At 39.9% G+C, this 23,529-nt stretch carries 20 protein-coding genes; 14 read left to right on the forward strand and 6 right to left on the reverse strand.

What is annotated here, in order from left to right; genetic code table 11:
* Positions 1-16: 16 nt before the first annotated feature.
* Complete coding sequence (locus tag K0S23_RS12545; protein WP_300357891.1) at positions 17-778, reverse strand: response regulator; 762 nt, start codon at positions 776-778, stop codon at positions 17-19.
* Positions 779-1,438: 660 nt separating this feature from the next.
* Between K0S23_RS12545 and rpiB the strand changes: the two genes are divergently transcribed.
* Positions 1,439-1,873, forward strand: coding sequence for a ribose 5-phosphate isomerase B (gene rpiB, locus K0S23_RS12550; RefSeq protein WP_300357894.1), 435 nt, complete (start codon positions 1,439-1,441; stop codon positions 1,871-1,873).
* Between the two features lie 90 nt (positions 1,874-1,963).
* Complete coding sequence (locus K0S23_RS12555; RefSeq protein WP_300357896.1) at positions 1,964-3,418, forward strand: M28 family peptidase; 1,455 nt, start codon at positions 1,964-1,966, stop codon at positions 3,416-3,418.
* Here K0S23_RS12555 and K0S23_RS12560 read toward each other — a convergent pair.
* The gene (locus K0S23_RS12560; RefSeq protein WP_300357898.1) at positions 3,402-4,631 is read right to left on the reverse strand and encodes a peroxiredoxin; all 1,230 of its coding nucleotides are present in this window, start codon (positions 4,629-4,631) and stop codon (positions 3,402-3,404) included. The two genes, K0S23_RS12555 and K0S23_RS12560, sit on opposite strands and share 17 nt — an antisense overlap.
* 99 nt (positions 4,632-4,730) lie before the next feature.
* Here K0S23_RS12560 and K0S23_RS12565 point away from each other — a divergent pair, with 99 nt between their 5' ends.
* The 6 genes from K0S23_RS12565 (at position 4,731) to K0S23_RS12590 (ending at position 9,793) form a co-directional block, all read left to right on the forward strand.
* Positions 4,731-5,264, forward strand: coding sequence for an RNA polymerase sigma factor (locus K0S23_RS12565; protein WP_300357900.1), 534 nt, complete (start codon positions 4,731-4,733; stop codon positions 5,262-5,264).
* Positions 5,257-6,189 (forward strand): gliding motility-associated C-terminal domain-containing protein, encoded by a 933-nt coding sequence (locus K0S23_RS12570; protein WP_300357903.1) that lies wholly within the window; start codon positions 5,257-5,259, stop codon positions 6,187-6,189. The genes K0S23_RS12565 and K0S23_RS12570 overlap by 8 nt, the downstream gene beginning before the upstream one ends.
* A 169-nt stretch (positions 6,190-6,358) precedes the next feature.
* Positions 6,359-6,763, forward strand: a complete 405-nt coding sequence (locus K0S23_RS12575) for a GNAT family N-acetyltransferase (RefSeq protein ID WP_300357905.1) — start codon at positions 6,359-6,361, stop codon at positions 6,761-6,763.
* Between the two features lie 8 nt (positions 6,764-6,771).
* Positions 6,772-6,930: a hypothetical protein gene (locus tag K0S23_RS12580; protein WP_300357908.1), complete on the forward strand. Its 159-nt coding sequence runs from the start codon at positions 6,772-6,774 to the stop codon at positions 6,928-6,930.
* A 95-nt stretch (positions 6,931-7,025) separates the two neighbouring features.
* Positions 7,026-8,351: a tetratricopeptide repeat protein gene (locus K0S23_RS12585; protein ID WP_300357911.1), complete on the forward strand. Its 1,326-nt coding sequence runs from the start codon at positions 7,026-7,028 to the stop codon at positions 8,349-8,351.
* A 227-nt stretch (positions 8,352-8,578) separates the two neighbouring features.
* Positions 8,579-9,793 (forward strand): hypothetical protein, encoded by a 1,215-nt coding sequence (locus tag K0S23_RS12590; protein ID WP_300357913.1) that lies wholly within the window; start codon positions 8,579-8,581, stop codon positions 9,791-9,793.
* Between the two features lie 412 nt (positions 9,794-10,205).
* Here K0S23_RS12590 and rnr read toward each other — a convergent pair whose 3' ends face one another.
* Positions 10,206-12,362 carry a ribonuclease R gene (rnr, locus tag K0S23_RS12595; protein WP_300357916.1) on the reverse strand — a complete coding sequence of 719 codons (2,157 nt, stop codon included), beginning with the start codon at positions 12,360-12,362 and terminating at the stop codon, positions 10,206-10,208.
* A gap of 102 nt (positions 12,363-12,464) precedes the next feature.
* On the opposite strand from rnr, the gene K0S23_RS12600 reads away from it, so the two are divergent.
* The 3 genes from K0S23_RS12600 to K0S23_RS12610 all read left to right on the forward strand — a co-directional run bounded on the left by K0S23_RS12600 (position 12,465) and on the right by K0S23_RS12610 (position 17,411).
* A complete protein-coding gene (locus tag K0S23_RS12600; RefSeq protein WP_300357918.1) occupies positions 12,465-12,989 on the forward strand; it encodes a ferritin in 525 nt (174 codons plus the stop codon).
* A gap of 61 nt (positions 12,990-13,050) precedes the next feature.
* Positions 13,051-16,959 carry an adenylate/guanylate cyclase domain-containing protein gene (locus K0S23_RS12605; RefSeq protein WP_300357920.1) on the forward strand — a complete coding sequence of 1,303 codons (3,909 nt, stop codon included), beginning with the start codon at positions 13,051-13,053 and terminating at the stop codon, positions 16,957-16,959.
* Between the two features lie 62 nt (positions 16,960-17,021).
* Positions 17,022-17,411 (forward strand): hypothetical protein, encoded by a 390-nt coding sequence (locus K0S23_RS12610; RefSeq protein ID WP_300357922.1) that lies wholly within the window; start codon positions 17,022-17,024, stop codon positions 17,409-17,411.
* Between the two features lie 55 nt (positions 17,412-17,466).
* Here the strand turns inward: K0S23_RS12610 and K0S23_RS12615 are convergent, their stop codons facing one another.
* Complete coding sequence (locus tag K0S23_RS12615) at positions 17,467-18,285, reverse strand: universal stress protein (protein ID WP_300357925.1); 819 nt, start codon at positions 18,283-18,285, stop codon at positions 17,467-17,469.
* Between the two features lie 156 nt (positions 18,286-18,441).
* Between K0S23_RS12615 and K0S23_RS12620 the strand changes: the two genes are divergently transcribed.
* Positions 18,442-19,959, forward strand: coding sequence for a GH3 auxin-responsive promoter family protein (locus K0S23_RS12620; protein WP_300357927.1), 1,518 nt, complete (start codon positions 18,442-18,444; stop codon positions 19,957-19,959).
* Between the two features lie 70 nt (positions 19,960-20,029).
* Here K0S23_RS12620 and K0S23_RS12625 read toward each other — a convergent pair whose 3' ends face one another.
* A complete protein-coding gene (locus tag K0S23_RS12625) occupies positions 20,030-20,935 on the reverse strand; it encodes a DMT family transporter (RefSeq protein ID WP_300357929.1) in 906 nt (301 codons plus the stop codon).
* Between the two features lie 152 nt (positions 20,936-21,087).
* Positions 21,088-21,897, reverse strand: coding sequence for a T9SS type A sorting domain-containing protein (locus tag K0S23_RS12630; RefSeq protein ID WP_300357931.1), 810 nt, complete (start codon positions 21,895-21,897; stop codon positions 21,088-21,090).
* Positions 21,898-22,085: 188 nt separating this feature from the next.
* Here K0S23_RS12630 and fbp point away from each other — a divergent pair, with 188 nt between their 5' ends.
* Positions 22,086-23,102 carry a class 1 fructose-bisphosphatase gene (gene fbp / locus K0S23_RS12635; protein ID WP_300357933.1) on the forward strand — a complete coding sequence of 339 codons (1,017 nt, stop codon included), beginning with the start codon at positions 22,086-22,088 and terminating at the stop codon, positions 23,100-23,102.
* Positions 23,103-23,453 (forward strand): hypothetical protein, encoded by a 351-nt coding sequence (locus tag K0S23_RS12640; protein WP_300357936.1) that lies wholly within the window; start codon positions 23,103-23,105, stop codon positions 23,451-23,453.
* Positions 23,454-23,529: the final 76 nt, after the last annotated feature.

Here is a 23,529-nt window from a genome sequence, read left to right on the forward strand (position 1 = left end):
TTGTTAATCCTGTGGATTAAAGCATCTTGATTCTATTGGTCAACTCATCTCTGTATGAGCCACCGATTGGAATCAGCTTACGGTCATTTTCCAATTGCAAATTCGGGAAATCGATTGATGCAATTTTATCCAAACGGACAATAAACGAACGGTGAACACGAATGAACTGATCGGTACCCAATTTTGTTTCGATATCCTTCATAGTGGAATGAATCGTATATCGTGTTTCATTGGTGTTGATAACCACATAATCTTTCAAAGCTTCAATGAAATAAATATCATTCATATTTAATTTCACCAATTTGCTGTTTGACTTTACAAAAATGAACTCATTCAATGAATCCTTTTCTTTGTTTTCAACAAGGGAATAAAGCATATCTCGCTCACGTTCCACTTCCTGTTCTTTTTTATGTTTGTAAAGAGCCATTTCGATCGAAGTGTGCAGATCGATTTCTTTAAAAGGTTTTAAGATATAACCGTAAGGTTCGGTAACTTTTGCCTTTGACAAAGTTGCTTCGTCGGCATAAGCGGTTAAATAAATAACCGGTATTGAATAGCGGTTTCGAACAATTTCAGCTGTTTCGATTCCATTCATTTCCCCCTTCAGCATGATGTCCATTAAGACAATATCCGGCTGATTTGCCTCTAATAATTCGAGTGCTTTTTCACCCGACGGAGCTGCGCCAACTACGTGGTATCCAAGCTTTTTCAAACTGGATTGGATATCCTTCGAAACAATGAATTCATCTTCTACAACTAATACATTAGCCTTCGTCATTCTTTACAGCTTTGGATTCAAAAGTAATTAAATTTGAGATTTAATCACCATGTGTTTTAATATTTCGTAGACACTTAACTTTCGTTCGTCTATTCGAATATAAACTTTAACTATGAATTGTGCAAATTAGTCTCAAAAAGGAATACAATCTAATAATAGAATAAAAAGATTTTATATAAAGAAATTTACTATATCTATTAGGGGTGTTAATTCGTGTAAAACTTTCGATCGAAAGATTCGTTTTTTAAACTTATGAGTTATTCCTTCCTACTTATTGACAATGATTCGGGTTCTTTTAGAGTTCTGTTACAAGAGTTTATGCAGATATGAACAAATTGAGCAGAATTGTTAATGTGGAAAAAATAGTTTCTTTTAACCCTGTTAATATGTGTTTAACATGATGATAAAAGAGCGATAACTCTGTCAAACTTTATAGTGCTTTATCCGAAAACTTGTACATATGTCTAAATAGTTCGAATATCCTAGAAATAGTTATGGATACTTTCTAACAGATATTGACAATTTAATCCTTGATCGTGTGTAAAACTCCTTTTTGGAATCCTATATAAACCAGGCCTTTCGGAGAAAGCTTTTTTTCTTATTGTTAATTGATTGTTCCATTTGTTGATAAGCCGTAACTTTGAGAAAACTTTCATTATTATGTCTCAAATCATTCCTATAGGAGCAGATCACGCAGGATTTCAATTGAAATCAGAAGTTATTAAACATTTAGAATCATTGGGTTACCAGGTTAAGGATTACGGATGTTATAGTGAAGACAGTATCGATTATGCAGATTTTGGACATCCGGTTGCGGATCACGTGGAGTCAAACGAGGGTTCAAAAGGAATTGTAATCTGCGGAAGCGGAAATGGTATCAACATGACTGTTAATAAACACCAGGGAATCCGCGGAGCACTTTGCTGGAAAAAAGAAATAGCTCAATTGGCCCGCGAACACAACGATGCAAACATCCTTACTTTACCCGCCCGCTTTGTTTCAGTAGAAGAAGCACTTGAAATGGTGGATATTTTCTGGAACACTCCATTCGAAGGAGGAAGACACCAGAAGCGGGTTGAGAAAATTCCTTTATAATAATGTAAAATTAATAATGGAGTCCCGATAATTATCGGGATGAAAAGATTGAAAACAATTCTACCATTTTACATTTTCAATTTAAAACTTATGAAGCACCTTTTCAGTATTTTATTTTCAGGCGCTGTGTGCGTTTGTTTCTCACAACAGCTTGATGCAGCAAAAAAATACAGCTCCTATATTAATGAAGAGGATCTGAAAAAGAATCTCACCATTTTAGCTTCCGATGAATATCTTGGAAGGGAAACAGGAAAACAAGGTCAGAAAATGACAGCTGAGTTCTTAACGGCCTATTTTAAGAAATTGGGCTGCGCCTTCGCTCCGGGAATGACAGCTTATGAACAGCATTTTGAAGTCATTGAAAACACCCCGGGCGGAACATTGTCACTGACCAATGTTTCACTGAACTTCAAAACCGACTTTATCTATTACGCCTGCAAGTCTAAAACAACCATAGAAAACTTACCGGTTTATAGTGTTGAACAATTACCGCTTGTTGAAGAAAAGCCATGTTATGTTATTCATAAATTGCAAAGCCTGGAGGTTCGCAAAGAGGTTTCTGTTTTAAAGAAGGAATTGCCGAAACATGTTAAAGGAATCATTCTTGTTTCTAAAGACTATGATACCTTATATGAATACATGGAACATTATGTAACTACAAAAAGTATGGTTCTGGCTGATGAGAAGAAGAAAGAAGAATTTCCGATCCTGTTTATAAAAGAATCGTCTCTGGCAAGCCTGAAGAAGAAGTCCAATGGATTTTTAAGCGGGAAAGGGAAGGTTCTCAAAACTTCCAAACCGGTTTTTACCTTAAATGCACAATTGAACACACAGGAAGAAAAACTGACAAGCTCCAATGTTCTGGCTTATATAGAAGGAAGCGATCCGGCTCTTTCAAAAGAGGTGGTGATCATTACAGCTCATTACGATCATATCGGAGTAGATCACGGAGTGGTGTATAACGGAGCAGATGATGATGGAACCGGAACAGTTGCGTTGCTGGAACTTGCGGAAGCTTTTATGGAAGCAAAAAAGAATGGTCAGGGACCAAAGCGTTCGATTTTGATCATGCCTGTTTCAGGTGAAGAAAAAGGATTGCTCGGGTCGGATTATTATTCTTCACATCCGGTTATTCCTCTTGAGAATACGGTAGCAGACTTAAACATTGATATGATCGGCCGAAACGATATCGGTCATGAAAAAGACACGAACTACATTTATATCATTGGTTCAAACATGCTAAGTAATGATCTTCATGAGGCGAATGAACGGATGAATGCAAAATACACGCAATTGAAATTGGATTATAAGTTCAACAGCTTATCCGATCCAAATCAGTTTTACTATCGCTCGGACCATTACAATTTTGCGAAGCATAATATTCCCGTTATATTTTACTTCAGCGGAGTTCATGAAGACTATCACCAGCCAACGGATGATGTGGAAAAAATACTATTCCCCAAAACAGAGAAAGTTGCCCGCTTGGTTTTCTTTACTGCCTGGGAAATTGCAGATGCTTCGAAGCGAATTACTTTGAACCGGTAATTCCAAGTAAAGATTCGATCAGCGAATTGGTTTTGTTAACATATTCAGTGTAAACATCCCCAGTTCCCGGACCATTGAATCCGGTGTGAATTCGTTTTACTTCACCATCCCTTCCTATATAAATGGAAGTAGGAAACGAGATAACTTCATTAAGCATTTTAAATTGTTCGGATGCAATTCCTTTGGAGGCTTTACCTCCTACCAAAAAAGTAAAATCCAGATTTTTACGCTGTTTTAAAGTAAGTATTTTCCTAGCCTGCTCTTCGAATGAATCTGCAGTTTCATATCCGATCGAAATGATTTCCAAACCTTTTGAATGGTATTTGTCGTATAGTTCTTTATAATAGTTGGTTTCATCCATACAATTCGGACACCAGGTACCCATTATTTGAATGATGACAACCTTTCCCCGTGTCTCGGCATTCGGAAAGTAATAAGCTGTACCGTCCAAAGCCTTTAAGTTAAAGCTGAAAACCGAATTATCCTTTTTCAAAACAGTTATTGAATCCGGATCCCGTAATTCATAATTCGGATTATAGGTGGCCACAAAATCCGTAGAATAATGCTTGCCGCTATAAAAATAACCTTGTACACGTTGATCCTTTAATGTACCGTTCAGCAGGAATGCATGTGAACCATCGAAAGCCGAAAGATAAAATTTAGATCCTTCAATTGTTCCTTCAAGAAAACGGTAATCGCCCGTTTCTGTTCTGAAAGTTCCGGTAAGGTGGTTTTGATTTTGAGAAATAATTCCCAGAGCATCTTCTTCTTCGTTAGTTTGAGGAGAAAAATGTGTTTCCCATTTCCCGTTTAAACTTCCAACCGGGGCATCTTTTTTTCGTGGTTTTTGATTAAAATTAGCGAAAAAAGGGATTTTATAGTTTGCACCTTTATTATAGTTGAACCAAAACCCACGAATTTCCTTCTTTTTGTCTGTTATAAATCTTAACTCGGAATCAAAGCTTGGGAACGGAAGAATAATCGTGTCTCCTTTTTTTATTCCATTCATTAATTCAATTCTTTCCTCCGCGTTATGAACAACAAGAAGAATTCGTTTTTGTTTTTTCTCTACCGTTAAATGAACCGGCAATTGGGTTGTTTCATTTAACTGAAGATAGGCAGAATAAGATCCGGGAAGAAGAGGAATCTTTTGGGAATGTACAGATGCTGCTGAGAAAACGGCCAATAATAAAGAGGTGAAACGTATTTTCATGGGGTGCTAAAGTACCACTAAATTAATTTTTTATTTTGAAGAAATCAGAGTCGTGCAACCTTTTTTGGTAGTTTAGAGTCTATTGATACAGCAAGTGCTATGGATGATTTAACATTGGTAAATGAATGCGCCAAAGGAAATTCAAAAGCACAGCGAGCGTTGTTTGATAAGTTTGCTCCCAAGATGCTGGCAGTTTGCCAGCGCTATCTGAGAAATAGCCAGGAAGCTGAAGATGTATTACAAGATGGTTTTGTAAAGGTTTTTCAGAAGATTGTGGATTTCAAGATGGAAGGATCTCTGGAAGGATGGATCAGAAGAATCGTTGTAAATACGGCTTTGGATACCATTCGAAAGAACAAAAAGCTATTGGATGACGTTCAGGTTGAAGAAGTTCAGTACAAAGTATCTTTTACAGACCATCAGTTTGATGGAATGGACCTGGCACAGTTAATGAAGTTAATTGACGGAATGCCTGACGGATATCGAATTGTATTTAACATGTTTGCAATAGAAGGTTATTCACATAAAGAAATAGCAGATACATTGGGGGTGACGGAGAATACCTCCAAATCTCAATACTCGCGTGCACGGGCTTTTCTACGCACTCAATTAGAACTATTAGAACGTGATTGAAAAAGATAATATACAAGAACTGTTTTCAAAGGCTTTTGAAAACCAGACCTCTGCGGTAAGGCCGGAGTTGTGGGCTGGTGTTCAGGCGAAGATGGCCGCTGCAGGTGTTGCTTCTACAGCAACAGTTGCAAGCAAGGGGCTTTCTGCTTTGACGAAATGGATCATTGGCTCAGCTGCAGTTGGAACTGTGGGCGTGGCTACTGTTGTTGCTTTGAATTCAGGTGGAGAAACAAATGAGAAGACAAATTCTCCAAAAGAGATCTCTCAGAATATGACTGTAAACGGTCCCGAAGAAAGCAAACCGGAACAATCGCTTAAGAAGGAAAACACATATTCTGCTAAACCGGAATCAGTGACGAATTCAAAAGAGACGTTTGAAGCTATTCAGCAAGAAGCAAATCCGTATAGTAAGGAATTTAAAGCAGATCCTATTCCGGCAGAAAAGGAAAATCAGCCTTCTGAGACGCTTAAAGAGGATAAAGGAAAAGTAGAAGAGAAAGTTACTTCAACGGATAACAGCAAAAAAGAATCGGGTGAAAAGACAGATTCCAAAAAGGTTGCTGACAAGAAAGAAGACACAAAAGAAACACCGGCAAAACATCCGGAAGATATAAAAGAACCTGTTTTTGTTAAGTTAGAAGCGAAGGTTACCAAGTTCCCTAGTATTTTTACTCCTAATGGGGACGGAAGTAATGATGTCTACTTTGTAAAAGCAGAGAACATTAATGATTTCCAATTACTTATTATTGACCAAAATAACCGTGAAATGTTCCGTTCAAATGCTCCTGGTGAACAGGAAGGCTGGAACGGAAGAGATAAATCCGGTGATGAAGCACCAAGTGGAAGCTATGCTGCAATCGTTACAGGGAAAGATCAAAACGGGAAAAACTTTAGGGACATTCAATTGTTCGAATTAAGACGCTAATAATTACACGTATACTGAAACATAAGAGAGTCCTGCACAATGCAGGACTTTTTTTGTTTTACCGCAAAGAAGCAAAGTACGCTGATCTTGAATTTTTCCTGCTTTGTATTATTTTCCTCTTTGCGGTTAATAGATATTGTGGTAAACTTGTTAGCGCTTAAACACAAGTATGGAAAATCTATCGATTACCTCCGACAAAAATCAACTCGATCTCGAATTCATCACAGCTTTTATCACTCAAAGCTATTGGGCAAAAGGTCGGACGTTGGAAACGATGCAAACGCTTATTGATAATTCCCTGAATTTCGGTGTGTTCTTAAACGATAAACAAATCGGTTTTGCGCGAGTTGTAACGGATTATGCTCAGTTTGCCTACCTCATGGATGTATTCATAGACAAGGTACACCAGGGCCGGGGCTATTCGAAGATCCTGATGAAACACATCCTGGAAAACGAAGCGCTGAAAAACGTAAAGGTGTGGCGGCTCGCAACCTCCGATGCACACGAATTATATCGGAAGTTCGGCTTCACCGGATTGTCGAAACCGGAGAATATGATGGAGTTATTTCGTTAATTTTACTTATGAAAGATACAACAACTTACAAAACTGAAGTTCAACAAATTTCCAGGGAAAAAGAAGCAAAAAAAGAAATGAAGGAAAGCGGTTTGGTTATGACCATCGCTTTTGTTGTAATGGTATTTATTTGGTTGATCAGAAAATATTTGGTTAAAAGTCAATAAGCCGTTGATTCTATTTTGGCCATCTTTTAATCAGAAATAGTACAACTCAACCCGTGCAAAAGACATAGATAAATCACCCAAATGAATGAACAGCTATGAAATTATTCGGATTCAACAAGAAATCAAAAGAGGATAAATTTCGACTACCCGAAAATGATCGGCTTTGGGTGGAGGAAAATTTCAATTGGTTAATCCAGGTTCTTGGATATCCTCACCCAAAAAGTGAGCAGATTTTATTAGCTGAAACATATTTTCCAATCACTTTCAGGGCAGCACAGGTGGAAGTTGAAAATATTCTCCGGGATTTATGTTACTTGCTTGAAATAGAGGAGAGCAAGATAGAATTTGAAATCCATGAAGATCTCCGGGATATTTATGGAATGCCGCTTACAATAGTGGGAAAAACGATGGAAACTGAATTGGAACAGGTCGAGGAAAATTACAAAATCCACATTGCCAACAATCTCAGAAAGCATCCGAAAAGATTGATTTACAACTTGATTTACGAATGTGTAAAAATCAGGCTTCTGGAGAATAAGGTTGAATTTGATTCCGGTGAAGATACGAGTATGTTTATTTACCTGGCCGGAATCTATTTTGGTTTTGGAGTAATTTTGACTCAGAACCTCACAGAATCAGGAAGCTCCAATGACGGAGCTTGGGAAACAAATTGGAGATTTACCTCTCAAATTCCGGATGAAACCATGAGCTATGGATTGGCATTCTTCTCCAAATTGACTGAATTTGAACCTTCGAATTGGAAAGATGACTTACCGAAAGAGAGGAAAACGCTGGTTGAAAAAGCGATTGACTTTTTAAATGAAAATCCGGATTCCACGTTTAATAAAGGTGAATTCCTTGCAAAACGACTTTTTGGAATAGCTCATATGCAATACAAAGGTTTTAATATCGAAGAAGCAATTTCAACCCTTGAAAAGAGTCTTCTGTTTACAAAAGATGAGTTACTTAAATCGGATATTTATAACAACCTGGGGTATTACTCCCTGAGATTAGGTGAATATGAAAAGAGCATTCCATACTTTCAGGAAGCCATCAAGCGTGATCCGGATTATGGTTACCCGAATGATAATTTAGGCTATGCCCTCATTCAGCTTGGAAAATTGGAAGAGGGAAAAACGTGGATCGAAAAAGCACAATTAACAGAAACCAACGATATCGCCTATTCTTTGCGAAATTTAGCTTTGTACCATCAGGCGAAAGGTGAAATGGAACTGGCAGGAGAAAACTTCCAAAAAGCATTCAGCGCAACTGAAGGTTCCGTTGATCTATTGGAATTCCATTTTGCTGAATTTCTCTTTAATCAGGGAAAAACCCAAGAAGCACTGAATTATTTAAAACAGGCTGTCGAAAAAGGAGAACCGGAAGCAATCAAGAAAATGAAAGAGTTGGGAAAAGCTTGACATCTAATTGGCTAAAAACATCAACGAATGGGGATATTATATTCAACAGAATAACCTCTCTATGTCCTTCAGCAGGAAATAAATCCACATTCATCCGCGCCCTCTGCGGGAAATTAAAATCTTCGTGTTCCTCGTGCGCTTCGTGGTTTAAAATTTACTCCGTCACCGAAACCAACTCCAGATTACATTCTTTTGAACGATTCTTCCTCTGGACTGTAAAATGATCTATGAAGTTAACACGTTCCTTAAGCCTGTTCATTTGTTTTGTGGCATTTAATTCCTATAGCCAACCCGGTCCGCCACCGCCGATGAATCTCAATGTCGGCCATGGTATTGGAGGAGGAATTATTATTGATTCTACAACAGATCTCCGCTTGATTGAAAACTTGAGAAATTATCATCAGTTTAGTAGCAGTCTGTATTTAATCATAAACTTACCCGACATTCCGGAAGAATTCCAGGGATTTACTGAAATTCAGGACCTTCGTCTTGTGTGTGGAAAAGAATTACGAAGCCTTGAAAAGTTAAATTATTTCCCGAACCTGCATTCTCTGTATATCGGGAATTTTACGGGTGAGCAATTGAATAAAGCCCCCTTCAAACTTGATTCCCTGTCATTGATTCGTATTTGGTCTTGCCGGAACCTGAAATCAATTGATGAGTTTAAAGAACTTCAAAAAGTAACAAAGATTGAGATTTTGGAGTGTCCGTCTCTTACCCACTTTCCAAAATGGGCAGAAGGTAATCAGATCCGTTATTTGGATTTAAATAATGGACAAGGCTTTCGACAGTGGGACAATAACTCCAAAGAAATAGCCCGTCTCGACATCAGTAACCTGAAACACCTCACAAAATTGGAAGAGTTCAGATTAATGAACTATTCCTGTTTTGACGAAGTTCCGGATTGTTTGCCTCAATCTGTGATCAAACTTTCGGTCATGGGAAAAGGATATCGGGAGGGATTGGATAATGTGATCTTGAAGAATATTCGCAATCTGAACTTGTATCCCAACCTGAAAGAAGTGGAGTTCTTTGGTTTGGCCATACGGGAAATAGGAGGGGATTTCAAAGGACTTTCTTTAAATCAACTGAGATTCCATTCCATTTTTGATTTGTCTGATATCTCCGATTTGTTTACTTATGACAGCCTTGGAATTTTACAAATAAATTATTGTCCGACCTTAAAATATGCGCAACCAACAGAAACAGATTGTATACTTAACAGGCTGGAAATGGAAAGTGTCAACCTGCAGGATATTTCGTTTTTATTTCAATGCACCGGAATCCGTGAATTAAGATTAACGGAAGGATTGATTGAAATGATTATACCGGATCCCGAAAGAATGAAGGCTATTCCAAACGTGCTCCTTTACAGCAATGGAGGCTATCACCTATACAAAGAGAATGGAGTTTGGTCGATCTGGAAAATGGAAAGAGAATAGATTAAGCACTCGATCCCACATCTATTCGGTTAAAAACGCTGCGTTCTCCGCGTCTTTGCGGTTCAATTCCATACATGTTTTACTGATTGGTCAATGACAGAAAACCGAGGGATATAACTACTATATTCCATAGTTAAAGCATATTTATAGCATGGATAAAGCATAGATACCCCACCTCGAGACGTAGCGACTGTAAAGTCTGCTACTGTCTCCTTTTAACCTACGAAGCTCGAAAGAGCGCTGAAAGCCTTGACCCTAGCGTCAATGGAAGCAGGGTTTCATACGAAGATTGAAGTAAAAACACCAAAAATCCGCGCTCATCCGCGCGCTCTGCGGGAAAATCTGTACCCTTTGCATCGCTCGAAGGAAAAGAACCCCCCTATATGACCTATGTGTTCAATGTGGTTCAACTTTACTCCGCCACCGAAACCAACTCCAAATCGATCTGTCTCTTCTTCGGGTGAACCTCTGAGATTTTCACACGGACATTATCTCCGAAATGGAAAGTTCTTCCGGTCTTCTGACCCACGATCGTCATTGTTTTTTCATCAAAAGTATAACGGTCTCCGGGAAGTTCCTGCAGCGCAACCATTCCTTCACACGCGTTTTCCGTCATGCGAACAAACAAACCGAAATCTGCTAATCCGGAAACGATTCCGTCAAATTCTTCTCCGATCTTGTCGTGAACATATACTACCTGGAAGTACTTGTTGGATTCGCGTTCTGCTTCCGTTGCTTTGCGCTCCGTACGTGAAATACGTTTACAGATATCTTCCAGTGCGGAATTGTATTTATGCGGCCGGTTCTCCAGGCATTCCAATAAAATACGGTGAACCATCAGATCGGCATAACGGCGAATGGGCGAAGTGAAATGCGTATAGTACTGGAAAGCCAAACCGTAGTGACCAATGTTGTCCGTATCATAGGTTGCTTTCGCCATACTTCTAATTGCCATCTGCTGAATGATGCTGAATTCGTTTTTCAGACGAATATCGCTTAGCAGTTTATTGATGCTCTGAGCTGCTTTTTCAGGACTTGTGAATTCCAGGGAATGACCGAATTTATCCAAAAATAAACTGAATAATGCGATTTTCTCCGGATCAGGTTTGTCGTGAACCCGGTAAACAAAAGGAACAGGATCTTTTCCTTTTTGAGGCATCCCAACGAACATCGCAACACGTTTATTTGCCAGAAGCATAAACTCTTCGATCAGTTGATGAGCGTCTTTTGAAACCTTCACAACCACATCAACCGGCTCTTTATTCTCATCCAGTTTAAAACGGATCTCTTCTGAGTTGATCATCAGGGCTCCTTGCTTAAACCGTTCTTTTCGATAGACTTTTGCGATTTTATCTAAAATATGAAGTTCTTCCTTGTACGGACCTTCTGCACCTTCCAAAATTTCCTGTGCGTCTTCATAAGCAAATCGATGGTCGGAATGAATGACTGTTTTACCAAACCACTCGTTGTAAATTTTTCCGTTTTCATCTAATTCGAAAACTGCCGAGAACGTAAACTTGTCTTCTTTCGGACGGAGGGAACAAACCATATTTGAAAGCTGTTCCGGCAGCATCGGGATTACGCGGTCAACCAGGTAAACGGAATTTCCGCGTTTGTAAGCTTCGTTGTCCATTGCGGAGCCGGGTTTCACATACTGACTTACATCTGCAATGTGAACTCCAATCTCCAGGTGTCCGTTTTCCAATTTTCGGATTGAGAGCGCATCATCGAAATCTTTTGCATCGACAGGGTCAATAGTGAAGGTTAAAATATCGCGAAAATCTCGTCGCTTCGCGACTTCCACCGGATCCAATTCAAGTGTCACTTGTTCGGCCTCGTTCATCACGTCAGCTTCAAATTCAATTGGAATTCCCTGGCTGATCAGGATCGAGATCATTTCGTTATCGTGGATCGAATTTCCGCCGAGTGTCTGAATAACTTCTCCGAAAGGAAATTCAGCCGACTTGGGCCAAACGGTGATTTTCACCAAAGCCTTATCCTTGTTTTTTGCCTTATTTAATTTTTCAAACGGAATATAGATCTTCACCCCGGTTTTCGTATTGTCCGGAATTAAAAAAGCGTGTTTGTCATACATGTGGATCGTACCCACAAATTGTGTTCGTTCGCGTGAAACCACCTCCAGGATCTTACCTTCAGGTCGTGTTCCGCTTTTCTTCATCAATGAAACCTTGACAATATCTCCGTGAATGGCCTGACCAAGATTGTGCGGCGCGATGAAGATATCTGCTTCATTTTTACCAACGTTCACAAAACCGGAACCACGCTGTGTGAGTTCCAGTTCACCTTCGATAGTGTCTGTCTCATTGGAAAAGATATACGTTTCATGTCCGCTTTTGCGAATGAATCCTTCTGTTTCCAGCTCACGAAGCAAAGCAACCACTAATTTCCGGGATTCGCTTTCGTGAACATGCAGTAAACTGCAAACTTGTTTATAGTTTAAAAGAGCCTCGGGATGTTGCTCAAATAATTTTCGAATGATGTGATACAGACCGGTCTTTAGTTTCTTGGTCGATTTATCTTTAATTTTTTTTGGTCCTTTTTTCCCCATAATTCGTCTTGTTACGTAAAAATACGATTTATTAGCTGGTAAGATGTTCAATTTTAAGCTTAAAATGGTAACTTTGAGTGAAACAGAACAAAAGTTATAAGAATGAATAAGCGAATTGAAGCGGCATTAAATGATCAAATTCAAAAAGAATCATCTTCCTCTCAATATTACCTGGCGATGGCCTCATGGGCTGAAACAAAAGGATTGAACGGTACAGCAAAATTTATGTACACACATTCAGATGAAGAGCGTTTCCACATGTTGAAACTGATCAAGTTCGTTAATGAGCGCGGAGGGGTAGCTGTTGTTCCTTCAATTCCGGAACCGCCAAGAGAATACGATTCTTTGGAGCGTGTTTTTGAATTACTATTGGAGCATGAAGTAGGTGTTTCGGAAAGTATTAACGAGGTCGTTGATGCCTGCCTGCAGGAAAAAGATTATTCCACACACAACTTCATGCAATGGTATGTTTCCGAACAATTGGAAGAAGAAGCACTGGGCAGAAGTATCCTGGATAAATTGCGTCTGATCGGCGGTGATAAAGGTGGTCTTTATTTATTTGACCGCGATATGGAAATGACCGCTGCTGCAGCTGCAAAGGGAGGAAATGCCGATCAGAAAGCTTAATGCTTTGAGAATGAAACTTTTTCAGTGAATTATTCGTTGAAATAAACGAAATAAATACTCTATGCTCGTTCGATTAATAGGAATTGGAGCTGTTGTTGCGTTTGCTACTACTAGCGCGGTAAGTCAAGTCTCGTATCGTTTTAGAAACTTTTCTATTAACGATGGACTCTCGCAGAGTTCAGTGACGACTATTGTACAAGATGAAGCCGGAACTTTGTGGCTTGGAACACAGGATGGTTTGAATCGATTTGACGGGCAGCAGTTTGAAGTCTTTACTTCGGATGATACTCCCGGGTTGGCAAGTTCCTATATTCATTGTGGTTTAAAAGATCAAGCCGGTGAATTGTGGTTCGGTACTGCAGACGGAATTTCCATTTACAATCCAAAAAAAGAAACCTTTCGATCGCTTCTGGCCTCAGACAATAAGAACCTGTCAATTGAAAGTATTTCGGAAGAACACAACGGAAATATTTGGTTGGGTTCTTCCACCCATGGTTTGGCAAAATATGACCGCAAAACCAAAAAAATCTCGTTCCTGACAGGTGCGATTCCCTCCAAGCGCATTCATTACATCAAATTTGTTACGGATGAACAGTTAATCGTATCGTTTGAAGATGCTGGCGTGTATGTTTACAATCTTCATACGAAAGCGTGGAAACAACTGACTCCGCCAAAAATTCAAAAGACCTGGCTTGTTTCTGATGTGGAAGCATTTACCGAAAACAGTTTTGTCCTTTCCAGCAATGAAGGTCTCTGGATTTTCGATGCACAAAACCACAAAATATTTCCCTTTCTGAAATTTATCGGAAAAGATTATGGGATCGAAGAGTTCTCGGATGTTTACGTGAAATCGACCAATGAATTTTACATTGCGACTGTTAACAATGGACTGATCAGTGTGAACAGCACCGGAGATGGTTATCGCGTTACAGTGAGTAAGAAAGATATTTTCCAGAAGAACGCAATTTTATTCAATGAATTGAATGAATTGTTTTGTGATGAAAACGGAACCATTTGGATCGGAACACTAAGAGGACTTAGTGGCTTTAATCCTAAAAATGATTCGTTCTTTGGTGTTGGGCCATCGTCCAATCTTAAAGTGGGGTTACCTTCTGAAAGTGTTTGGGGTTTTGCGGAATCAGACAATTTTTCAAAAGTATATATTGCAACGGATTTTGCTGTCTCCGAATTGGATAAAAAAACCGGGCAATTCAAACATTACTACATTGCAAAAACAGACGAATTCAATGAAAAAAGCATTGTTTCGATTCTTCATTTAACAGATCAGCACTTTTTAGTTGGCGCCAATGATGGCTTATACGAACTGAGAATCCGAAACGGAACCGGGAATTTTAAGAAGATCAACTACAAGGGGATTCCCAATCCTTCGGGTTTCCAGCGAGTTTATAAGATTACACCATACAAAGAATCCAGTTTCTTTATCGCCACGAAAGGCGGCGTATTGCTATACGACATTAAAACAGGAGAGTTTGAACCCTTTGTTTACGATCCGAAAAAACCAACAAAAACGATTGGTGCCGGGGTTTGCAGAGTTGCATACAAAGGATTGAATGACACGTATTATTTTGCAACAGGTGTTGGCGGGATCAATATTCTGACCTTTGATAAAAAGGGGAAAGAGCAGATTGTTCCATACCCGATGAACAAGTCGATTTTGAAAGCAAGCCGCGATGTGATCTCCAGCATTTACCAGGAGGATGAAACAACTTTGTGGCTGGGAACTTCCGGATCCGGATTACTCAAATTAAACCTGGAAACAGGAAAAGTTGTTGCTTATACACGAAAACAAGGCTTGCCCAACAATTTTGTTTACGGGATTCTACCCGATAAGCAAGGTAACCTATGGCTAAGCACCAATAAAGGTCTTTGCCGGTTCAACATCGCGCAGGAATATTGTACCAATTACTCGGAAGTAAATGGTTTGATGAGTAATGAGTTTAATACGGGTGCTTATCTGCTATCCGGAACAGGGGAAATGTATTTTGGTGGGATCGAAGGATACAATTTTTTCAATCCTGAAAACCTGCAGGAGTTGAAAGAAAGAGTATATGTAAACTTTTTAAAATTCCGTTTTGATGACCAATGGTTAAAGCCAGGTGATAAAGACGCTCCGTTTAAAGAAGCATTCTCTTATCAGCCAAACATCAAGTTAGGATATAACGAGCGTAGCTTTACCATTCGCTTTCTGCCCACAGACCTGATCAACCGTGACCTACTCCAATTTAAATACGAATTGGAAGGCCTGGACGAAGGTTCTGTGTTTTTAGGTTCTTCCAGTGAAATTCACTTTACATCTTTAACACCGGGTAACTACGTGCTCAAAGTTTATGTAAAAAGAATTGACGGAAACTGGGTTCAGGCTAGTTCCCAAATGGAGATTGAAATTGAAGCGCCTTTTTGGTGGAAATGGTGGTTCTGGGTGATTGTTCTGATCGTCCTGACCCTTTTGATCCTGACTTTCATTCGCTCAAGAATCAACCTTGCCCGAAGAGACCAGGTGCGTTTGGAAATGAAGATCGTAGAGCGGACGAAGGAAATTCGGGCTCAAAACATGAAGATCGAATCTCAGAAGAAGGTCATTGAAGAAGAGAAACACAAGGTTGAAGAACAAAAAAGATTACTTCAAATTGAAAAAGATAAAACGGAGACACTCCTCCGAAACATTATACCGGAGTCAATACAGGAAGAGTTAAAAACAAAAGGAAGAGCATCCGCCCGTGCTTATAAGACGGTTTCTGTATTGTTTACGGACTTTGTTGGTTTTACCAAGATTGCCGAAAACATGAAACCAACAGACCTGGTTAACAAACTGGATGTTTATTTTAGAAAGTTTGACGATATTATCGTAAAAAATAACCTTGAAAAGATTAAAACTATTGGCGACGCATACATGTGTGCAGGCGGAGTGCCGGTTCGCAATAACACCAACCCGATTGATGCTGTTTTAGCAGCGCTTCAGATCCAGGATTACATGAATACCCTGAAAAGCAACGGCTTAAAAACGGGTGAAGAGTTTTGGGAACTGCGGCTTGGAATTAATACCGGGGAAGTTACCGCCGGAGTAATCGGGTCGGAAAGACTTGCGTATGATATTTGGGGAGCGACTGTAAACCAGGCGCAACGCATGGAAATGATGGGTGAACCCGGAAGGGTTACAATTTCCGGATCTACCTTTAAACTCATTGAACCTTATTTTGAATGCACGTATCGTGGAAAGGTCAAAACAAAGAGTAAAGGACTGATTGAAATGTTTACAGTTGAGCGGATCAAACCGGAGTTGTCAATAAATGGAGAAGGACTTTACCCGAACGACCGCTTCCAGCAGATTGTAAACCTGCATTTATATAGTAGTATTAATTACTACAAGGCAGAACGTCACATTATTAAAGTCCTGGAGAAAGGATTGTCTCCAATGCTTCACTATCATAGTATAGAACACACCAAGGATGTTGTGCGTGCCGTTGAACGCTATGCCTTATTGGAAGGTGTAACCGATGAAGGCTTATTCCTCTTGAAATCCGCAGCGACCTATCACGATGCAGGGTTTGTGGAGAACTACGAAAAGAATGAACCGATCGGAGCAAGGATGGCAGAAGAAATTCTTCCGAAATACGGATACTCGGATCATCACATTGCCCAGATCAAAGAATTGATTTTCGTTACTCAAATACCACATCAACCGAAAAACAAACTCGAGCAGATTATTTGTGATGCGGATCTGGATTACCTGGGCAGAGATGACTTCCATGAAATCGCTGATCGATTGAGAAGAGAGTTGCGCGAACACGGAAAGATTGATAGCGACAGACAATGGGATCAAATGCAGGTTGCCTTCCTGAATATGCATAAATACTTTACTCCGACAGCCATAGCAAGCAGGCAGGCTAAAAAAATGCAAAATCTCAGGGAAGTGGAAGAAAGACTGGCAAGGAACGAGTATAAAGATTAAGTGAATGATTATTTGATTAGGTGGAGTAAAAAAACAAGCCTATTTTTGAAAAAAAATTAACGATGAAATTTGGTGTTTTTGGAATATTAGTAGTACTGTTTTGTAGTTGTGCAAAAGATAATGCAGAACCATCCAATAATATTGAAGGTACCTGGAAATGGATTTCTACCACACAGGATACAACTTTTTATGAAGACACAGCAACATCTTCAAACACTCAGATCCTGAATATCATTGATACTAAGCATATTGATTGGAAACGAAATGATACGGTGTTTTACAATGGAACCTACACATATGCTCCGAAAACATCCGTTACTTTAGGTGTAACGAAACTAATGATGAAACTTACTGGAATTCCTTATGAATTTATGCTGAATCATCCTGGAGACACCTTATGGCTTCAGGAAGACAAAGTGAGTGGAAGAACTTACAGGTTTGTAAAAGTCTAAAAAACAAAAAGCCCGGACAATCATCGTCCGGGCTTTTTATATATATCGATTAATTCTAGCTGAATAAAATACTGCTTCCGTATTTCCCGGCAACAGGATTAACAATCAGGGTAGGAATTTGTGCTTCATTTGTTAGAATGTACTGTTCGTGATTTGCAGTAATAACTCCCAACATATTGTTTCGGTTCAAATTCATAATAGCGATCAAATCTGCGTCCAAAGAAACAGCGTGTTTTACAACCTCCTTATCGAATCCGCTGGTCGGAACAACCTTTGTGGTTACATCAATTCCTCTTTCGTGGAAAAAACGCACGGCAAACTGGATATTCGCTTTTACCTGGTGACGTAAAAACTCATCCGATTCATCCGGAGTAATAACGTGAACACGGGACTTAAAGTAAGTAGCAATGTTTGCAACGTATGCTAATTTTTGTTTTGTTTCCTTATTCAGATCCAGGGGAACCACGATATCATCATAACCCGTTTCTCTGATCGGTTTTTCCTGCACAACAATAAAAGGTACTGTTGAATGCGTAATTACTTTCAAAGCATGGCTTCCTGTAATGTGCTGCCACCCGGTTTGTCCATGGGTACCCATAAAAATAAGTTCGGCATGATTCTCAGATGCAAAATCACCGATATCATCAAAAATATTTCCAACGCGGATAAAAGGAGTAATCTTTATGTGTTCATTGTGTTGTTGAACAACAGCATTTAATTTTTCTTCAGCTTCGCCAACTGCTTTTTCTTTTGCTACAACATGTAATAGTAAGATTTCAGCACCAGTCCTTTTAGCGGTATTAATAGCATGATTCAGAGCATTTTCAGCAACAGGCGTAAAATCATGGGGAACAATAATGGTCTTTTTTTCCATAAGGAGCTTTTCTGGGTTTTATATAGTAGTACAAATGTAATCAAAGCATTATAAGCTGGAATCCATTTCACCATTCAATATTAAAAATAAGACGTTAATAAAACAATAAGTCGTTGTTTTTTCTCACTTTTGTGGTTACTAAAAATTTTAGAAGAAATGCCAATCATCGGGAAATTACTTAAAAAGACTACCGAGTTTTCGGCGCGGAGAAATGCGTTGAAGGGACTTGATTTTAAAGATCAGATTAAAGTTCTCTCAAAGATTTTGAAATTTGCTCAAGAAACAAAATTTGGCTATCACTATGATTTTCAATCTATTTTGGATTCGGAAAACATGGTTGAAGAATTTCAAAACGCAATCCCAATCCGTGATTACGATCAGTTTTATCAAACATGGTTGCACCGTTGCCTCGATGATGAAGCAGATGTCATCTGGCCCGGAACGATTAAATATTTTGCCCTTTCCTCCGGAACAACCGGATCACCGAGCAAACGAATTCCAGTGACAAAACAAATGATCCGCTCGTTTCAGCGAAATACGATCAAACAATTTACCTCAACGGCGGATTTTAATCTTTCAGATGGATTCTACCAAAAATCACTAATTGCGGTAGGCGGTTCTTCCAAACCTGAAAAAAAAGGAAAGCATTATGAAGGAGACCTCTCGGGAATTCTCAAAAAACATACTTCAGTAGTATTGCTTCCGCTCACCAAACCAGATGCAGAAACAGCAGCTATCAAGGACTGGAACGCAAAGTTGGACCGCATGGTGGAAAAAGCACCGGAATGGGACATTAGCACGATTGCGGGAATTCCAAGCTGGTGTATTATGCTGATGGAACGCATCATCGAGAAATACGATGTAGATTCCATTCACGATATCTGGCCGAATTTGGAATTGTACTTATCCGGAGGGGTTTATGTAGAACCTTATCTCAAACGCTTTGAGAAAGTGTGTGGAAAAAAGGTACAGATTATGAACACTTACCTGGCCTCCGAAGGGTATTTCGCGTACCAGAAAAGAGCAGAAAGCAATGGAATGCAGCTGCTACTGAAATCCGGTATTTTCTTCGAATTCGTTCCGTTCAACCGCGATAATTTTGATGAATACGGGAATTTGAAACCGGAAGCAAAGGCATTGACCGTTGATGAGGTTATTATCGGAGAAGATTATGCGCTTGTTATTTCAACCAATGCCGGATTGTGGCGTTACCTGGTTGGAGACCTGGTTCAGTTTGTGGATTTGGAGCGTCGTGAAATACGCATCACCGGTCGGATCAAACAATACCTGAGTTTGGTGGGTGAACATTTATCACTCGACAATATCAATATGGCCATCGTGAAAACCGCAGAAAAACTCAATGTTGAAATTCCGGAGTTCTGTTTATATGCAAATTCCCAGGAACAAAGACATTACTGGTGTTTCGGAACGGACAAACCAATTGACAATGAATTGGTAATGAAAACAGTTGACGGGTTCCTGTCTGAACTGAATGACGATTATGCTTCTGCCCGTAAATACGACACGTTGAAAACACCGGCATCTTATCTAACGGATGTAAAGAATTTCTACAAGTTCATGGAAGAAAGAGGCAAGTTGGGATCTCAGAATAAATTTCCTCGTGTGATGAATGAGCATCAGGCCAAAGAGTGGAGATTATTCCTGGGAGTTTAGCCAGAAATCCACAACGCTGAAGCTCTTAACCTTCGCGTAACCGCTATGGTGGAGCAAGCCCTTCTGAGGATTATGAATGAAGTTTTTTCAACGTGCGCTCGCGCTGTTTTGATTTGTAGATTGCGTTGGCAATAACTACCAAGATGATCATGGCTGACCCGGCATAGAAATTTCCATTCAGTAATTCATCCTCGTGCAGGATCGGAATCGCCAAAAGTATGGTGTAAACGGGCTCCAGGTTAATGCTTAAGGAAACAGTGAATGCGCCTAGTTTTTTCATCACCTCAATAGTAGCGATGAAAGCAAAGGAAGTACAGCAAATACCAAGGAATAAAAGCCAGGCAAAATCGCTGCCCGTCATTTTGAACAGGTTTTCATCCAGTTTCCCATTATATAAAAGCATTCCCGAAAGAAACACCAGCCCGATTCCCATCTCATAAAGTGTAATGGCTGAAGAAGGAACTTCCTCTGCAAGTTTGGCATTGAAGACAGAAAAGAGTCCTGCACATAGAGCGGAGGTCAAGCCAAGTGCCAGAGCCAGGTATTGTTTTTCATCAAAATCCGAAGAAACAAAGTAGATACCAAAAATGACCAAAGCCCCGAATAAAAATTCGATCCAGGAAAATTTCTTTTTGAAAACGAGCGGTTCGATCCAGGTCACATGCAAAGTCGCAGTTGACAAACATAAAATTCCCAGGGAAGCAGTTGAAAGTTTTATTGCACTGTAAAACGTGATCCAATGCAGGGCCACAATAATCCCGGTTCCAAAAACCTTCAGCATGGCCTTCCGGCTGTGAATGCGCATTGGCATTTTCAATAAGTACAAGCCGATTAATAAAGAAATGAAGGCGATCAGAATACGGTGCCACACCAAATATTGGGCTTCAATGTGGATGAGTTTGCCTAAAATACCGGTAAATCCCCACATGAAAATAATGAGGTGCATCAAAATATAATACCGGAATTTTTGAAACATAATGTAAAAGTAGCCGGATTTTGGATCTGAGCCTCGTTTCTTTGAGACAAATCCCCGGGAATATTCATTTTAGCCGATATACCGGGGATTTATAAATATAAGAAATTAAGGGCAGAGGGATGGAGAAAACCCTCTTACCCTTATGGTCCCCTTTACTCTACGATGAGTCTTCTTACTTCTGTACCTGCGTGCACCAGGTACGTTCCGGAAGAAAGGGTGGAAATATCGATAGTTGTAATTCCGGCAGCTGCATTACTGCTAAGAACCTGCTTCCCTGACGGATCGGTAATAAGGATGGAGTTCACCTTGCCCTGGAACGAAATGCTTATTTGTTCGGCTGCCGGGTTAGGCCAAACCGTGAATGAATCCATTGAATTTTGTGTTATACCGAGCGAAATCGGTGGATATTCGATAATGAAATAAAGCTCATCGGTAATGAATACATCGTTCCATTGTCCTGCTTGTCCGAGAGGCCAGTCTGTAAGTGCCATGGCTAATCCATCCTGGTTATTCCAGTTATCCGGCTCGTTCCCCCAATTCTCATAACTTCCGTTTACAGCTGATCCGTTAGCGGTTCCGATCCAGAATGGAGAAGATTGAGAATCATTATTCCCATTCCAGACCCAGTTTCCTTCCGACCCGGAATCATTGCTTCCCAACCATAAGTAAGATGCTCCTCCTCCGTCCCAGGCAACAGTGTTGGCCGGATCAATGAATGCAGTGGAAATTTCCTGGAATACAGCATTCTGTTCTTCCTGTGAGTTGATCTCGGCAAGTTTTCCTCCTCTTGATGCTGCACAAGTTGCGGCAGCTTGCCAGCTGCGGTTCTCTAGTATGATTTCGTAATTGGAACCGTTGAATTCAAAGCTTCGGATAAGAAAGGGGTTGATATCGCATTGGGCGAAAGCAGGTTGAATAACGCAAAGTCCAACCGCCAGTAAAAAAGTATGGAAAGTTTTCATGGTATAAAAATTTAATGCTGCCAACCATTTGGCAATTTCAAAGTTAGAGCATGCCCTTTCCGGAAGAGTTATGAAAAAGAGGCGTTTACTTATTAATTTCCGTAATAGGTATAATTTCATCCGGATTGTGAATAATTGGAAAAGATCGTTTTTAATTATTCCGTACCTTTGCTAATAAATTTTTATCTATGTCACATATCATTACGTTGAGCGATTTTATTATGGAGCGTCAAGCGGAATTCCCGGGTTCTTCAGGTGAGTTGTCGCGAATCTTAAATGATATTTCAATTGCATCAAAAATTGTGGCAAGAGATGTTCGCAGAGCAGGATTGGTAGATCATATCCTTGGAGCCCATGGAGACATGAATATCCAGGGTGAAGAACAACAAAAGCTGGATGTTATTGCAGATACACAATTCATTAAAGTATTTGAATCCAGTGGCGAAATCTGCGGAATTGCTTCAGAGGAAAACGATGATTTTCTTGCCTTCACATCAGAGCGGGCTCAAAGCGGAAAATACATTGTATTGTTTGACCCGCTGGACGGTTCATCCAATATTGATTGCAATGTTTCCATAGGAACGATTTTTTCTATCTATAAACGGGTTTCTCCAAAAGGGTCGTTCGCAACTCTGGAGGATATGCTGCAAAAAGGAACACAGCAAATTGCAGCAGGTTATGTGCTTTATGGCTCATCAACCATGCTGGTATACACAACAGGGCATGGAGTAAACGGGTTTACCTTGGATCCTTCCATTGGTGAGTTTTGTTTATCGCATCCGAATATGCGTATGCCGGAAACGGGCCGCATTTATGCGATGAACGAAGGAAACATCCACGAATGTGAACAAGGAGTAAAGGATTATATTTCATTTTGCCAGCAGGTTCAGGAAGACGGAAGACCTTACTCGGGGAGATACATTGGTTCCCTGGTTGCGGATTTTCATAGAAACCTGATCAAAGGAGGAATTTATATTTATCCTGTTACAAACCAAAGTCCGAAAGGTAAATTGCGATTATTGTATGAATGTAATCCATTGGCGTTTGTTGCAGAGCAGGCTGGTGGAATGGCAACCAACGGAACAGATCGTATTTTGGACCTCGAACCACATCAATTGCATGAGCGCTGCGGATTCTTCACAGGTTCGAAACAAATGATGGAAAAAGCAATTGAGTGTCTGGAAAAAGCAAGAGCGAAGGCTTAAATGTTTTTAGATTTCCGGAAAATAGAAAATCTACACATTTTATTATGGCTTCTCAAAGATATCTGTTGGGCAGCTGATCTGAAATGGCTGGGGACGTTTATGATCATTCCGACTATTTCCGTTGCGTTATGGTTGACTTGGAAAATGAGAAAATCCTATTCGGAACTGATGCACAATCTGGCAGTAATTGCCTGGATCCTAGCTAACTCCACCTGGATGATCGGTGAATTTTTCTTTGATGATGGAATCCGCCCACTCGCCCTTGTTTTCTTTGGAAGCGGATTGATCATCCTGTTCGTATTTTATGGGCAACAGCTTGTTTCGAAATTTCTTTCCAAAGGAAAACATTGATCCATTGGTACGCAAAAGAGCGGAAGATTGATTACGGAGACTTTAGATTCCAACAGTAGCATTCTTTTTATAACAC

The organism is Fluviicola sp. (assembly GCF_029266855.1).
Classification (GTDB): domain Bacteria; phylum Bacteroidota; class Bacteroidia; order Flavobacteriales_D; family Crocinitomicaceae; genus Fluviicola.